Origin of the sequence: Leucobacter insecticola, from assembly GCF_011382965.1 — a bacterium.
GTDB lineage: Bacteria > Actinomycetota > Actinomycetes > Actinomycetales > Microbacteriaceae > Leucobacter > Leucobacter insecticola.
The window spans coordinates 688,342-702,410 of sequence record NZ_CP049934.1 but is presented as its reverse complement, the minus strand read 5'-3'; the positions used below and the strand labels follow the sequence as shown (position 1 = coordinate 702,410).

At 64.4% G+C, this 14,069-nt stretch carries 14 protein-coding genes; 10 read left to right on the top strand and 4 right to left on the bottom strand.

Going from position 1 to position 14,069, the window contains the following annotated elements; all coding sequences use genetic code 11:
- Positions 1 to 7: 7 nt before the first annotated feature.
- The gene (paaK, locus tag G7067_RS03320) at positions 8 to 1,312 is read right to left on the bottom strand and encodes a phenylacetate--CoA ligase PaaK (protein WP_166321969.1); all 1,305 of its coding nucleotides are present in this window, start codon (positions 1,310 to 1,312) and stop codon (positions 8 to 10) included.
- A gap of 50 nt (positions 1,313 to 1,362) precedes the next feature.
- Positions 1,363 to 1,842: a hydroxyphenylacetyl-CoA thioesterase PaaI gene (gene paaI, locus G7067_RS03315; RefSeq protein ID WP_166321967.1), complete on the bottom strand. Its 480-nt coding sequence runs from the start codon at positions 1,840 to 1,842 to the stop codon at positions 1,363 to 1,365.
- 170 nt (positions 1,843 to 2,012) lie between these two features.
- Between paaI and paaA the strand changes: the two genes are divergently transcribed.
- From paaA to G7067_RS03280, 7 genes are all read left to right on the top strand, one after another.
- The gene (gene paaA, locus G7067_RS03310; protein WP_166321965.1) at positions 2,013 to 2,981 is read left to right on the top strand and encodes a 1,2-phenylacetyl-CoA epoxidase subunit PaaA; all 969 of its coding nucleotides are present in this window, start codon (positions 2,013 to 2,015) and stop codon (positions 2,979 to 2,981) included.
- 131 nt (positions 2,982 to 3,112) lie between these two features.
- The gene (paaB, locus tag G7067_RS03305; RefSeq protein ID WP_166321963.1) at positions 3,113 to 3,406 is read left to right on the top strand and encodes a 1,2-phenylacetyl-CoA epoxidase subunit PaaB; all 294 of its coding nucleotides are present in this window, start codon (positions 3,113 to 3,115) and stop codon (positions 3,404 to 3,406) included.
- 7 nt (positions 3,407 to 3,413) lie between these two features.
- Positions 3,414 to 4,250 (top strand): 1,2-phenylacetyl-CoA epoxidase subunit PaaC, encoded by an 837-nt coding sequence (gene paaC / locus G7067_RS03300; RefSeq protein ID WP_166321961.1) that lies wholly within the window; start codon positions 3,414 to 3,416, stop codon positions 4,248 to 4,250.
- Positions 4,247 to 4,753: a 1,2-phenylacetyl-CoA epoxidase subunit PaaD gene (gene paaD / locus G7067_RS03295; protein WP_166321959.1), complete on the top strand. Its 507-nt coding sequence runs from the start codon at positions 4,247 to 4,249 to the stop codon at positions 4,751 to 4,753. Before paaC ends, paaD begins: the two co-directional genes overlap by 4 nt.
- A 13-nt stretch (positions 4,754 to 4,766) precedes the next feature.
- Positions 4,767 to 5,888: a 1,2-phenylacetyl-CoA epoxidase subunit PaaE gene (gene paaE, locus G7067_RS03290; RefSeq protein ID WP_166321957.1), complete on the top strand. Its 1,122-nt coding sequence runs from the start codon at positions 4,767 to 4,769 to the stop codon at positions 5,886 to 5,888.
- A 186-nt stretch (positions 5,889 to 6,074) separates the two neighbouring features.
- On the top strand, positions 6,075 to 6,851 hold the full coding sequence (locus G7067_RS03285) for an enoyl-CoA hydratase/isomerase family protein (protein WP_166321955.1): 777 nt from the start codon (positions 6,075 to 6,077) through the stop codon (positions 6,849 to 6,851).
- Positions 6,852 to 6,926: 75 nt separating this feature from the next.
- Entirely contained in the window at positions 6,927 to 7,286 is a 360-nt protein-coding gene (locus tag G7067_RS03280; RefSeq protein ID WP_166325687.1) for a hotdog fold thioesterase, read from the top strand.
- Between the two features lie 214 nt (positions 7,287 to 7,500).
- Here G7067_RS03280 and G7067_RS03275 read toward each other — a convergent pair whose 3' ends face one another.
- A complete protein-coding gene (locus tag G7067_RS03275) occupies positions 7,501 to 9,522 on the bottom strand; it encodes a YhgE/Pip domain-containing protein (RefSeq protein WP_166321953.1) in 2,022 nt (673 codons plus the stop codon).
- Positions 9,519 to 12,299 (bottom strand): MMPL family transporter, encoded by a 2,781-nt coding sequence (locus G7067_RS03270; protein WP_166321951.1) that lies wholly within the window; start codon positions 12,297 to 12,299, stop codon positions 9,519 to 9,521. Before G7067_RS03270 ends, G7067_RS03275 begins: the two co-directional genes overlap by 4 nt.
- Positions 12,300 to 12,436: 137 nt before the next feature.
- Between G7067_RS03270 and G7067_RS03265 the strand changes: the two genes are divergently transcribed.
- The 3 genes from G7067_RS03265 (at position 12,437) to G7067_RS03255 (ending at position 14,069) form a co-directional block, all read left to right on the top strand.
- The gene (locus G7067_RS03265) at positions 12,437 to 13,093 is read left to right on the top strand and encodes a TetR/AcrR family transcriptional regulator (RefSeq protein ID WP_205881187.1); all 657 of its coding nucleotides are present in this window, start codon (positions 12,437 to 12,439) and stop codon (positions 13,091 to 13,093) included.
- 59 nt (positions 13,094 to 13,152) lie between these two features.
- Positions 13,153 to 13,758 (top strand): dCTP deaminase, encoded by a 606-nt coding sequence (gene dcd / locus G7067_RS03260; protein WP_166321947.1) that lies wholly within the window; start codon positions 13,153 to 13,155, stop codon positions 13,756 to 13,758.
- Between the two features lie 74 nt (positions 13,759 to 13,832).
- On the top strand, positions 13,833 to 14,069 hold the full coding sequence (locus G7067_RS03255) for a type II toxin-antitoxin system Phd/YefM family antitoxin (RefSeq protein ID WP_166321945.1): 237 nt from the start codon (positions 13,833 to 13,835) through the stop codon (positions 14,067 to 14,069).

Below are 14,069 nucleotides of genomic sequence, written 5' to 3'. Positions count from 1 at the left end.
GCACTCCTTACCGAAGATCGTATAGGCGCTTCAGCTTTCCTTCAGAACGTGGAAGCGTGCCCTGGGCGGCGAGCTCGGTGCCGAGCGTCGTTCCCGCGCGATCCTTGATCCGCTTCTGCAGCAGTTTCAGGCTGTTGTTCGCCTCGTGCTCGGCGACCCCTTCGCGCGGTTCCACCTTGACGGTCAGGTGATCCATCGTGCCGCGTTTTGTGAGCTCAAGAATGAAGTGGGTCGAGAGTTCTGGGATCTCGCACACGATTTCTTCGATCTGGGTCGGAAACAGATTCACCCCGCGCAGAATGATCATGTCGTCGTTGCGCCCGGTGATCTTCGCGATCCGGCGGTGCGCGGGGCGTGCGGTGCCCGGCAACAGTGTCGTCAGATCCCGCGTCCGATAGCGGATCATCGGGAAGGCCTCTTTGGTGAGGGTCGTAAACACGAGCTCCCCCGGCACGCCGTCTTCAACCTGCCGCAGGTCTTCGTCAATGATCTCGGGGAGGAAATGGTCCTCCCAAATGTGCGGGCCATCCTGCGTCTCGACGCACTCGTTGCCCACGCCCGGACCCATCATCTCGGAGAGGCCGTAAATGTCGACAGCCTTGAGGTTCAGCCGATCCTCGATCTCGTGCCGCATCGCCTCGGTCCACGGCTCCGCGCCACAGATCGCGACCTTGAGGCTCGAGGCCCGCGGATCCAAACCCGCCTTCTCGAATGCGTCGGCGATGGTCAGCAGGTAACTCGGGGTGCACATGATGGCGTCGGGCTCAAAATCGTGGATCAGCTGCACCTGCTTTTCTGTCTGCCCACCCGACATCGGGATCACCGTGCAGCCAAGCTTCTCGATGCCGGCATGAGCGCCAAGTCCGCCGGTGAAGAGGCCGTAACCGTAGGCGTTGTGCACTCGCCAGCCCGGTCGGACGCCCGAAGCGTAGAGCGAGCGGGCGATGAGGTCGGCCCAGTTCTCCAGATCCTGATCCGTATACCCGACCACCGTGAGTCGGCCCGTCGTACCCGAGGACGCGTGGATACGACGCACCTGCTCCATCGGCACGGCAAACAGCCCGAAAGGATAGTTGTCACGCAGGTCGGCCTTCGTGGTGAAGGGAAGTTTCTCGATGTCAGCGAGGTCTTGAATGTCATCCGGGTGGACGCCCGCGGCGTCAAACTTTGCCCGGTAGAACGGCACATTGTCGTAGGCGTGCCGCACCGTCCACTGCAGCCGCCTGAGCTGGAGCGCTTCGAGTTCTTCGCGGGTGAGACGTTCTTCGACGTGAAGACCTGGCTCGACGGTGAGCTGTGCGGTTGCAGACATGGTGTTCCTTCTTGCGGTGTGTGAGGTGAATACAGATTGAACGAGGGCGGTCAGGCGTCCACGGGCAGCGGCCGGTTCGTGGCGAAGGAGCGGCCTCGGAACTCGGCGATGACCTGATCGTGCTGGTCGGTCACCGTGATGTCGTAGAGACCGTTGCGCCCCGACAGCCACCGCCGCTCGGCGACTGCTGTGAGGACATCGCCCGCACGACTGGCGCGTGTAAACGTGATGTCGACGCCGGACGCGACAACCGCGTTTTCGCCCTCGTTACAGGCGTAGGCAAACGCGGTGTCAGCGAGCGTAAACACCATCCCGCCGTGCGTGATTCCAAATCCGTTGACCATGTCATCGCGAACGGGCATCGTGAGTACCGCGCGACCGCGCTCCAGCGCGTCGATCCGGATCCCAAACGCGGTCTTTGCGGTGTCCATGCGCATCATGGCCGTCGCTGACCAACTCGGATCCAGCTCAATGCGGTCTTCGATTCCCGCCTCAGCGGTCTGGGTGATCTGGCTCGTCGGTGAACTCATGTGCGCTCCGTTGCGTGTTAATTGATGGGCAGCCGCGGTCTTTGCGGATGTTCCGGAAGTGTGCGTATACTAACTGAATGATCGGTAAGTAAATGCTTTTCCGAGACTCTACCACTAGTTTCCCGGCTCCGCGAGGGCCACCGCACGTAACTGACGCAAGGAGGCATCAGATGCCGACGACGACTGAGCAGGTATTGACCGAAGAGGAACAACAGGCCCACTTCGACGCACTCATCGAGGCGGATCAGAGGATCGAACCCCGCGACTGGATGCCGGAAAAGTACCGCAAGACCCTCATTCGCCAAATCTCGCAGCACGCACACTCCGAGATCATTGGCATGCAGCCGGAGGCGAACTGGATCACCCGCGCGCCCAGCCTCAAGCGCAAGGCGATCCTCATCGCCAAGGTGCAGGACGAGGCGGGCCACGGCCTCTACCTCTATTCGGCGGCGCAGACTCTCGGGATCAGCCGCGAGGAGATGACCGACGCCCTCATTGAGGGCCGCGCGCGCTACTCGTCGATCTTCAACTACCACACCCCCAGCTGGGCCGATATGGGCGCGATCGGGTGGCTCGTCGACGGCGCCGCGATCTGCAATCAGGTGCCGCTGTGCCGCGCATCCTACGGCCCCTACGGCCGCGCGATGGTGCGTATCTGCAAAGAGGAATCGTTCCATCAGCGCCAGGGATTCGAGATCCTGTATGAACTCTCACACGGCACCCCCGAGCAGAAGCAGATGGCGCAAGAATCAGTGAATCGCTGGTACTGGCCGTCGCTCATGATGTTCGGCCCGAGCGACGATGCTTCACCCAACTCGGCGCAGTCGATGGCCTGGAAGATCAAGCGCTTCTCAAACGACGAGTTGCGGCAGCGCTTCGTTGGCATGTGCGTTCCGCAGTTTGAGGCTCTCGGACTTGAGTGCCCCGACAAGGATCTGCGCTACGACGAGGAGACGGGCAAGTGGATCCTCGGCGAAATCGACTGGGACGAATTCAACGCGATCCTCGATGGCCGCGGCCCCGCGAACACCGACCGCATCCGCAACCGCCGCGACGCACACGAAGAGGGTGCGTGGGTGCGCGAGGCCGCAGTCGAGTATGCCCGTAAACAGCGTGAGCGGCAGCGCTTCGCGGCGTAGCCCATCCGACAATAGACTTTTCCGCCGATTGAGCGAGCGGAGCGAGTCGAAATCGCGAAACCTTTGGTTTCGACTCGGCTGGCGCCTCACTCAACCGGCGGTTCAACACTTGACAGAAGAAGGAGACAAGGATGTCCACACCCGGAGAAATGGGTACCGAGGATTGGCCCCTGTGGGAGGTATTCATCCGCGCGAACCGGGGTCTCAGCCACGTTCACGCCGGATCCTTGCACGCGCCCGATGAGGCGATGGCGCTGCGCAATGCCCGTGACCTCTACACTCGCCGCAACGAGGGCGTCTCGATCTGGGTGGTGCCCGCCGCCGCGATCACCACGAGCGATCCCGACTCCAAGGGCGTGTTCTTTGAATCCCCCGCGGGCAAGAATTATCGCCACGCCGTGTACTACACGCGCGCCGAGGGGTGAAGCACCTGTGAGCCACAACACAGACACTGCGCCGAGCTCCCACGGTGACGTCACCGTCGACGAGCTCCGCCTCGCCGATGAGCTTCCCGGATCCGGTGCCACCGCAACTCCCGATATTGCGGAGTACGCGCTGCGCCTCGGGGACGACGCGCTGATCCTGTCGCAGCAACTCGGATGGTGGGTGGCGAAGGCGCCGGAACTCGAAGAGGACATGGCGCTGTCCAACATCGCGCTTGACCTTCTCGGCCATGCGCGCGCACTGCTGCACTTCGCCGGGACCGCCTCGGATCGCTCGGAGGACGATCTCGCGTTCTGGCGCGACGAGCACGAGTTCCGCAACTGCTGGCTGGTGGAGCAGCGCAACGGACACTTCGGTGACACCATCGCCAGGCAGTTTCTGTTCTCCGCCTATCAGGCAGAGCTCTACCGCGAATTGCAGAAGAGCACCGACCCAACACTGCAGGCGATCGCGGCGAAGGCCGAGCGTGAGGTTCGCTACCACCTCGACCACGCGGCGCAGTGGATCCTGCGGCTCGCCGGCGGCACAGAAGAATCTCGCGGCAAGATCATCGTCGCGCTCGGCGATGTCTGGCCCTACGTTGACGAGCTATTCGTTGACGACGAGCTCACCGCACGCCTCAGCGGCGTGGTGCCCGCGCCCTCAAGCCTGCGTGCGGGATTCGACCGCACCGTTGCCGAGGTGTTCTCCGAAGCGGAACTCAACACTCCGCAGGTGAAGCCCGCCCGCGCCGAGGGCCGATCCGGGATCCACAGCACGCTCCTGGGTCACATCCTGACCGAGATGCAGTGGCTGCCCCGCCGTCACCCCGGAGCGTCCTGGTGACGAGCCTCAGGCCCCGCGATCCCGAAGCTGCGCGCGTCTGGGATATCGCCGCGCAGGTTCCGGATCCGGAAGTCCCGGTCCTGACCATCGAGGATCTGGGGGTGCTGCGCTCGGCCGCCGTCGGATCCGACGGGGTGCGTGTGGTGCTGACACCGACCTACTCCGGGTGCCCCGCGCTCGACCAGATGCGCGATGACGTCACTGCCAGGCTGCGCGAGGCCGGCTACGGCCGGGTGGAGGTCGACACCACGCTCTCACCGGCGTGGACCACCGACTGGATGACCGAAACCGGCAAACAAAAACTCGAAGCCTACGGAATTGCGCCCCCCAATTTCCGCGCGGCCGGACGACAGGGGCCGGTGCTCGTGCAGATGGCCGTCAAATGCCCGCGCTGCCACTCCATCCGCACCCGCGAGATCGCGCGCTTCGGTTCCACCTCGTGCAAGGCGCTGTACGAGTGCAGCGACTGCCTCGAACCGTTTGACTACTTCAAAGTTCACTAGCGAAGGACACCACATGGCCGCCACCAATCTCGGATCGACGATGCAAACCAAGAAGCGCGCGACGTTCCACGAGCTCCGCGTCGCAGACGTCCGCAGGCTCACCGACACCAGCGTGGAGGTGACGTTCGAGGTACCCGATGAGCTCACCGACGAGTACAACTACCTCGCCGGGCAGTACCTCGCGCTCCGCACCACCATCGATGGCGAAGACGTGCGCCGTTCCTACTCCATCTGCCGCCCGCCGGCAGACGGCAAGATCTCGGTCGCGATCAAACAGGATCTCGGTGGGCTCTTCTCCAACTGGGCCAACACCGAGTTGCGCGCGGGAATGATGCTGCAGGTGATGACCCCGCAGGGCGCGTTCACCTCAAACCTCGCCGAACTCGACGGTCGCCACGTCGTCGGCATCGCCGCAGGATCCGGGATCACCCCGATCATCACGATGGCGCATCGCGTGTTGCAGCAGAGCGAGACCAGTCGCTTCGACTTGCTCTTCACAAACCGTTCCTCGCTCGACGTCATGTTTGTGGAAGAGCTCGCGGACCTGAAGGATCGCTACCCCCAGCGTTTTGCGATCCACCACGTACTCTCCCGCGAGCAGCGATCAGCTCCGATCATGTCGGGCAGGCTCGACGAAGAACGGCTGCGGACGATTCTGAGTTCGGTGATCCCGGTTGGGATGGCCGACGAGTGGGTGCTGTGCGGGCCGTTCGAACTGGTGCAGCTGTGCAAGGATCTCCTGACGGAACACGCGGTGGATCCCTCGCATGTGCGCTTCGAACTCTTCACCACCGGCGAACCGGGCGAGGCTCCGACGCGGGCGCGGCCGGTCAAGGTACGCGCGGGCGAAAAGACGGTCACGATTGACTTCACGCTCGACGGCACGTCAGCGTCGGTCGATAGCCCGGTCAGCGCGAACGAGACGATCCTGAACGCCGCCCTGCGGGTGCGCCCCGACGTGCCCTTCGCGTGCGCGGGAGGCGTCTGCGGCACCTGCCGCGCCCGCATCGTCACCGGATCCGTGTCGATGACCGAAAACTATGCGCTTGAAGCCGATGAAATCGATCGCGGCTACGTGCTCACCTGCCAATCACACCCGCAGTCCGACAAGGTTGTTGTCGACTACGATGCGTAGGGCTGAAGCCCCCTCCGCCGGTTGAGCGAGCAGTGAATGCTCAACGAAGAACACATTGTGTTCTTCCGCATTCGCTGCTTGGGCTACTGCCCAAGGAGTCGAAACCAAGGAAATCAAGGGGTTTCGACTCGCAAGCTCGCTCAACCGGCGAAAGTATTCGAGCAGCAGTAACCTAAGGACCGAACCATGATCAAGCTCTCCATTACTGACGGCGTCGCCGAGGTCGTGCTCGACGCCCCCGAGCGGCTGAACTCGCTCGGCCCCTCCGACGTGCGTGAACTGTCAGCCGCGTACACCGAGGCCGCGCAGGCCGGAGTGCGCGCACTCGTCCTCCGCGGCGAGGGCCGCGGATTCTGTGCGGGACGTGACATCTCGGGCGTGGATCCTCGCGAGGACGACGTGCTCGGCTACCTTGATGGCCTGATCCAGCCGCTCATGGAGCAGATGAGCCAGTTTCCCGCGCCGACCTTCGCGGTTGCGCACGGCGCGTGCCTCGGTGTCGGACTCGGGCTGCTGATCGCGAGCGACGTCGTCTACGTTGCGGAATCGGCGAAGATCGGGAGCCCGTTTGCGAATCTCGGTGCAACGCTCGACTCGGGTGGCCACGCCATGTTCTTTGAGCGGCTGGGGGCGCACCGCACCCTCGACCTGATTTACACCGGACGCCTGATGAGCGGCACCGAGGCGGTGGCAGCGGGTCTCTTCTCTCGGACGTTCCCCGATGACGAGGTGTTGGAGGCGACCCGCGCGGCGGCCTTGAAGGCTGCGAGCGGTGCAACACAGGCATTCCTGGCCTCCAAAGCACTCGTCGCCGATCTGCGCGATCGCCGAATTGGGCTGTGGGCGTCGATGGCTGATGAGAACCGCGCCCAGGCCGCGCTCTGCGATACAAGCGATTATCGGGAGGGCTTCGCCGCGTTCCAGGAGAAGCGAAAGCCTCAATTTACCGGCGCAGGGAAGTAGTCTGAACTAGTGAAAACTGAGACTGAGACACAGAATTGGGTCGCCCAGAACGGTTCCGGTGAACTCGCTGACGCGATGGGGATCGAGTTTCTCGAGTACACGGTCGAACGCACCGTCGCCCGCATGCCCGTACAGGGCAACCGGCAGACCGTCGGCTACCTGCACGGTGGAGCATACGTGGTGCTCGGTGAATCGCTCGGTTCGATGGCCGCCAACCTGCACGCGGGCGCGGGGCGTCTCGCTGTTGGGGTCGACATCAACGCCACTCACACCCGATCTGCCACTGAAGGCTACGTGACAGGCGTCTGCACCCCAATTCACCTCGGCCGCACGCTTGCGGTCCATGAGATCGTCATCACCGACGAGCAGGGGCGGCGCTGCTGCACCGTTCGCATCACCAACCTCATCAAGGACATGCCCGCTCAAGACGGCTGAGATCCACTGACTGGCCCTCAGCACGACGAGAAGGCAGTCTGCCGACGAGAATGCACTCCGCCGACACACGCAAACTAGCTTCTCGTCGGGGAAGTGCTTTCTCGTCGATACAGTGGCAGCCGTAGAGCTGACGGCCAATCCCGGCTCAGGATCCGCGCCCGGCGCGGCAAGTACGGCAGCAGCGTCTGGCCCCCAAACCGAGAGGCCACCCCCGCTAGCCACGCGGCCGGCGCGCACGAACCACGGCGAAGGCGGTCAACACCAGTCCGGCCAGAGCCCAGAGGGCGAGCGTCCAGGCAGCACCCGGGGCGCCCTGAGACCCGCTCGCGATCGCCTGGAACCCGGTGAACGCCGCGCCGACGGGGCTCGCGTCACCGATTGCTGCAAGCGGCCCCGGCACCGTCGAGACGATCCCGACCGCAAACGCGACCACCAGGAGCGCAAACGCCACGAACCTGCCGAAGCCACCGAGCAAGGCCGACAGCCCCTGCACGATGAGCGAGAACGCCACTCCCGCGAGCAGGGCAAGGCCAAAGAATCCGATGCTCTGGGCAAAACTGTACCCGAGCGCAACCGGCAAAACGATACCCGCGATTGCCCCCTGAATCGCACCCAACGCGAGCGCCGGGAGCGCACTCCTGAGTGTGATCGCGCCAACACCCTGGGCCGCGTCTCGCGTGCGTCGCCACAGCGGCGACAGCACCAGGAACATCGCGAGCGCACCGGCCCACAGCGCGATGCCCGCGAACAGCGGCACACCCGAAGAGTTGAACAGCTCATCACTGCCACCGCGAGCCTCAACCGGGGCCACCACCGTCTCGGCGAGCTTCTCACTCTCCGCTTTGCTGTAGTTCGGGATCTCGGCGACGGCGTCCTTCAAACCCGTCGCAAGACCGCTCGCGCCCTGAGCGGACTGTGTCGCACCCTCTGCCAGCCCCGAGGCACCCTCAGCGAGCGCGGGTGTTCCTTCTGCGAGCGCACCAACTCCCGTCGACAGCTGCGAGGTCCCGGCGGCCAACTGCGACGCGCCCGCGCCAAGCGCCGCGCCCTGCGTCGCAAAGTCGTTGAGACCGGTACCGAATGCTCCGAGCCCGGCAATGAGCTGGTCGAGCTGCGCGATGGGATCCACACCGGGTTGGGCCGCCCCTCCACCCGCGTTCGCCTGCAGGTTCGTTAGCGCGGTGTTGACGCCTTCAGCGCCCGCTGCCGCTCCGCCGATGCCAGCCCCGATCGCCGTTGCGTGACCCGTCAGCCGGGTCAGCATTGCGTCGCAGAAGGATTGCGCCGCACCGGATCCGAGGCACTCGGCATAGAGCGGTGCGATATCGTCGGCCAAGGCCTTCGCCGCGGGGACCGCGGTTCCCAGACCGGTCGCGAGCTCCGCACCCGGCTGTGCCACCTCGGCCTGGAACTGTCCCAGCGCGCCGATCGTTGTCTTAAGCTGCGACGCCGCCGCGCTCGCACCGGGCCCGAGCTGTGCATATGAACTCGCGAGGGTCTGCGCCCCGCCGACGTACTGGTTGACGCCCGCTGCAAGCCCTCCGGCTCCCGTCTCAAGGTCCGCGGCGCCGGTCGACAGCTGTTCCACCCCTGAAGACAGTTCCGCGGTTCCGCTCGCGAGCTGCGCGGCGCCGTCGGCGAGCTGCGCGCCACCGTCCGCAAGCTGACGCGCGCCGTCAGCCGCCTCGCCGATTCCGCTGTGAAGCTGGGTCATGCCCACAAACACGTTGCCGACAAACTGGGAACCCAACTGCTGGTTCAGCACCGTGGTCGCGGTCTGCGTGACAATGCCTGACAGCGCGGTATCGATCAATCGGCCACGGTCGCTCTCGTTGATATCAATGTGTGCGGCCTCGGCCTTCTCTGGACCGTCGGCGAGCGAGGTCGCAGCCGCCGAGAAGCCCTCGGGGATCGTGATCACCGTAGCGTAGCGACCGTCTTTCAGGCCTTTCTCGGCGTCGCCTTCATCGGTCAACGTCCAGGTGAAGTTTGTGTCCGCATCGCCGCCGATAAGCTCGGCCGCGAGCACCCGCCCAAGGGGCACCGTCTGGCCGTCCACCGTCACTGGTTTGTCCTTGTTGACGACCGCGGCGGTCACGGTATCGAGCCGTTCGCTCGGATTCCACAGCCCCCACAGCAGCACCCCGGCAACGGTCAACGGGACGAGCACGAGTCCGAGGATGGTCGTCCAGCGTACGGGCTTGGTGCCCTTGATCCTGGAGAGTGCGGGGGTCATCGGTTCGCTCCTTCTGCAACCTGCGTCTGAGCAGGGCCGGCGGCTTGTGGGAACAGGTCGTCCACGGCATGTGCGGCGTCCACCGCATCGATCTCGCGCAGAATGAGCGTGTCACCCAGGATCCGCTTCGCGAGCTCTGCCTCACCAAGGACGATCACCGTGAGTCGCGGGGTCTCGCCACGATCTGATTCCACGGACCGCGCGGCAAACGCTGAGCGCAGAGCATCGATCCGCTCAAGTGGCACGGGTGCTTCCCCCGCCTGCCGTAGATCAAACAGCAGCACGCTCGGACGATCCCGAAGGGTCTCACGAAGGGTCGTCGCGTCTGCCCAGGCCGAGCGCGCCCGCAGGGTCGATGCGCGCTCGGGGAGCAACAATCCGTCCACCTTGAGGGTGCCGGAGACAACGGGGCCGCGACCGATGAGCGCCTGCGCGAGCGGCAAGGAGCGGGGATCCCGCGGGTTCAGCAGTAGCGTTTCACCGGGCGCAATCCGCAAACGGTGCAGCTTCTCGCCACCGGACAGGAGCAGTCGCTCGGCGGCGAGCGCGGCGTCTGGCATGTCCTCGGGCCAATCCGCGTGCGCGAGTTCACGAGCGAGGCCCTCACCCTCAACGTCAAAGGACGGCAGCACCTTCGCCAACCATCGCGGCATGCGCCAGGCGTGATCCCCCAGGAGCGCGAGCACCGCGGGCACCAGGGTCATACGCACGATGAACGCATCAACAAACACGCCCACCGCGAGGCCCAGGGCGATGACCTTGATGCTCGGATCCCCCTCGGGCACGAACGCTGCAAACACGGCGAACATGATGAGCGCGGCGGCGGTCACCACCTTCGCGCTGCCGACAAAGCCACGCTGAATCGCGGCGTCTGCGTTTGCGCCGTGCACATACTCTTCACGAATGCGCGAGACCAGAAACACCTCGTAATCCATCGCGAGCCCGAACAGCACCCCCATCAGGATGATCGGCATGAAGCTCAGCACCGGCCCGGTGGACGCGACGTGCAGCAGATCCCCAAACCAGCCCCACTGGAACACCGCCACGACCGCGCCAAACGCGACACCGACCGACAGCAGATACCCGAGTGTCGCCTTGATCGGCACCCACACGGAGCGGAACACCATTGCGAGCAGCACGAGCGACAACCCCACGACGAGCAGCGCGAACGGCAGCAGTGCCCCCATCAGCAGGTCAGAGACGTCGATCGCGACCGCTGTGAATCCGGTGACGGCGAGGCTGACACCGTACTTCTTCTCCCAGGTGTCGTGCATGTCACGCAGCTTCTTGACGAGCTCGGCAGTGCTCTCGGCGTGCGGCCCGTCCTCCGGCACGACCTGAATGATGCCGGTGTCAGCGCCCCGATTGGGGGTCGAGAGCGGCACCTCGGCAACGCCGGGAACCTTGCGAACCTCGTCGGCGAGGTCTTCCATCAGGCCGAGCGGATCGGTGCTCGTGATGATCGACCCGGTGAGGAGCAGCGGCCCGTTGAAGCCCTCACCGAAGTGCTTGCCGGTCAGCTCGTAGGTGACGCGCGCGGGATCGTCGGCGCTCAGCGAGGTCGCGTTGGGGAGAGCCAGGCGCAGGCTCGCGGCCGGCACCGCCGCGAAGCCGAGCAGCACAAGCACGGCGAGGATCGTGACGATCGGCCGTTTCGTGACGGAGCGCACCCAGCCTCCGAAAAAGCGGTCTGCGCGGGAAGGCGTGTGCGGCTGCGCAGCTTCGGTGCCCGCAGCAAGCGCCAGGCGGGCTTTCTTGGGCAGGATCCTCAATCCCGCCATCGCCATGATCGCGGGCGTCAGCGTCACGGCAATCAGCACCGCGATCGCCACCGCCGCCGCCGCCGCGACGCCCAGCGCCGTCAGGAACGGGATCCCCGCCACCGACAGCCCCACCAGTGCGATGATGACGGTCAGCCCAGCAAACACCACCGCGGAGCCGGAGGTCGCTGTGGCGCGTGCAATAGAGTCCGGGACGCTCATTCCCGAGCGCAGCTGTTCTTGGTGGCGACTGACGATAAAGAGGGTGTAGTCGATGCCCACCGCGAGTCCGAGCATCAGGGCAAGCATCGGTGTCGTGGAGGTGAGATCAACAAACGCCGTCATGACGAACAGCCCCGCGATCGAAACGCCGACGCCGAGGAGCGCAATAATGAGCGGCATCCCGGCCGCAAGGAGCGAACCGAGGGTCAGGATCAGCACCACAAACGCGATGAGCACCCCTACGGCCTCGGTCGGGCTAATGGAGGGGATGGAAACCGAAAAGACGTCGCCGCCGTATGAGGTTTCGGCACCGGCTGGGAGGCGATCGCGCATTTCTTCGGTGACACGCGTGATCGTGTCTTTCGTAGCAGCCGAAACGCTGCTCATCTCCCCCTTCAGCTGCACAGTGATGAGCGCGGCCTCGCCGTCTTCAGAAAGCCCGCCCTTCACCTCTCCGGTGAACGGGGAGCGCACGCCCTCTACTCCGCGAGTGTCTGCGAGTTCGTTTGCCGCGTCGCTCATGATCGCCCGATACGGTTCGGCATCGAGTTTTTCTCCGGGCGCGGCGACCACGATGATGGTCGCACTGGTACCGCTAACTTCGGGGAAGGTGATGCCGAGGCGGGAAATAGCCTCCTGCGATTCAGTGCCCGGAATGGTGATGGGCGCGTTGGCCCCCTGGCCGAACAGCGCGGCACCGGTGCCGAGCAGGGCGAGCAGCATGATCCAGATGATGAGCACGAGCGTTTTTGCGCGCGTCGCCCAGCGGCCGAGGGCGTAGAGCAGGGTGGACATGCTGGCCTTCCGAAAGTTACATTGCAGTCTTTACATGGCCTGGCACCCAGGCCGCGATACAGAAGTGTATCGAGTCTCGATACAACAATGTATCCATTTTTGGCTCGAAGCTCGCTGAGTATGCAAAAATGTTGAGCATGGCAGGAGAATCGGTGTCACCCGCGCCCAGCGCCAGGCGTCAGGAGACGCGAGCCCGCCTGCTTGACGCCGCCGCCGAAGTGTTCACCGAGGAAGGTCTGCTGGGTGCCTCCGTCGAGAGCGTGTGCACACGCGCAGGCTTCACTCGCGGCGCGTTTTACTCAAACTTCTCCAATAAGGAAGAGCTGTTTCTCGCACTGCTCGACCGCGAATACGAACAACGCACGCGGTTCTTGCAGGCGCGCGCCGAAGAACTCGTGCCGCTGCTTTCGAGCCGCGAGTGTCTCCTGACCCCGGGCGATGCTGCGCACTACGTGACCGAGTTTTTCGCACCAACCGGCTGGGAAGCCACCTGGTTCGCGCTCGAAACCGAGTTCATGTTGCTCGCGCTCCGCGAGCCCAGCAGCGCACTCGGACTTACAGATTTCATTGGCCGCTTTCGGCTGGAACTCGAAGAACTCGTCGAGGGCATCGTGCTCGCCGCCGGTCGACGGTTCACGATCCCGGTCGAGCGGGCCATGCCGATCTTGGGCGGCGTTTACGAACGCGCCTTTCGGATCACCGCCCTCGCTGGCCCCGACGCCCCCGAGGGCCTAAACGAACTGGGCGAGCGGATCGCCGAACTGCTGTTCGCGATCACGGAAGATTCCGAGTAGCGTCTGCCACAGAACTTGCACCCGGGGATGGCGCGGGAATAGCCCGCTAAGATCGAAAGGTGCTGCTTTCAGATCGTGACATCAATGCCGAACTCGCCTCTGGCCGCATCGGGCTTTCCCCGAGCGAAGCAGAGATGGTTCAGCCGTCGAGCGTTGACGTGCGGCTGGATCGCTACTTCCGGCTCTTCGACAATCACAAGTACGCCGTTATCGATCCCGCCGCGGATCAGCCCGAACTGACCCGGCTCATCGAGGTCGACCCCAGCGAGGGCTTCATCCTGCACCCCGGTGAGTTCGTGCTGGGCTCCACCTACGAGCAGGTCAGCCTGCCCGACGACATCGCCGCCCGCCTCGAAGGAAAGAGCTCGCTCGGTCGACTCGGGCTCCTCACCCACTCGACCGCCGGCTTCATCGACCCGGGCTTCGAGGGTCACGTCACGCTGGAGCTCTCGAACGTTGCAACCCTCCCGATCCGCCTCTGGCCCGGCATGAAAATTGGCCAGCTGTGCTTCTTCCGCCTGTCTTCGCCCGCCGAACGGCCTTACGGATCCGGCGCTACGTTCTCGCGCTACAAGGGGCAGCGCGGGCCCACGGCCTCGCGTTCGCACCTCAATTTTCACCGCACCGATGTCACAGTGACGGACGAGGGTCACACCGGCGGTTAGCCACCACGCAGCACGACGGAAACCAGCGATCACACTGGTTGACCAACTTGACCAACCAGAGGTAATCTGGGCCCATGAGCACGCACACGGTCAATGTCTACGAGGCGAAAAGCCAGCTCTCAAGACTGCTGGAATTGGCTTCACTCGGCGAAGATGTCGTGATTGCCAAAGCAGGTAGACCCATCGCACGCTTGGTCCCCTGGACACCAGCGCCAACCCGGGTCCCTGGGATATGGCACGGACGCATCACAATTGCGGACGGCTTCGATAAGTTCGACACCCAAGACGAGCTTGACTGGTTTGGAGAATAG

Bases quoted from the DNA above. Each gene is read 5' to 3' on its own strand.
- paaK (WP_166321969.1), bottom strand. From the start codon at position 1,312: ATGTCTGCAACCGCACAGCTCACCGTCGAGCCAGGTCTTCACGTCGAA.
- paaI (WP_166321967.1), bottom strand. From the start codon at position 1,842: ATGAGTTCACCGACGAGCCAGATCACCCAGACCGCTGAGGCGGGAATC.
- paaA (WP_166321965.1), top strand. From the start codon at position 2,013: ATGCCGACGACGACTGAGCAGGTATTGACCGAAGAGGAACAACAGGCC.
- paaB (WP_166321963.1), top strand. From the start codon at position 3,113: ATGTCCACACCCGGAGAAATGGGTACCGAGGATTGGCCCCTGTGGGAG.
- paaE (WP_166321957.1), top strand. From the start codon at position 4,767: ATGGCCGCCACCAATCTCGGATCGACGATGCAAACCAAGAAGCGCGCG.
- G7067_RS03285 (WP_166321955.1), top strand. From the start codon at position 6,075: ATGATCAAGCTCTCCATTACTGACGGCGTCGCCGAGGTCGTGCTCGAC.
- G7067_RS03280 (WP_166325687.1), top strand. From the start codon at position 6,927: ATGGGGATCGAGTTTCTCGAGTACACGGTCGAACGCACCGTCGCCCGC.
- G7067_RS03275 (WP_166321953.1), bottom strand. From the start codon at position 9,522: ATGACCCCCGCACTCTCCAGGATCAAGGGCACCAAGCCCGTACGCTGG.
- G7067_RS03270 (WP_166321951.1), bottom strand. From the start codon at position 12,299: ATGTCCACCCTGCTCTACGCCCTCGGCCGCTGGGCGACGCGCGCAAAA.
- G7067_RS03265 (WP_205881187.1), top strand. From the start codon at position 12,437: ATGGCAGGAGAATCGGTGTCACCCGCGCCCAGCGCCAGGCGTCAGGAG.
- G7067_RS03255 (WP_166321945.1), top strand. From the start codon at position 13,833: ATGAGCACGCACACGGTCAATGTCTACGAGGCGAAAAGCCAGCTCTCA.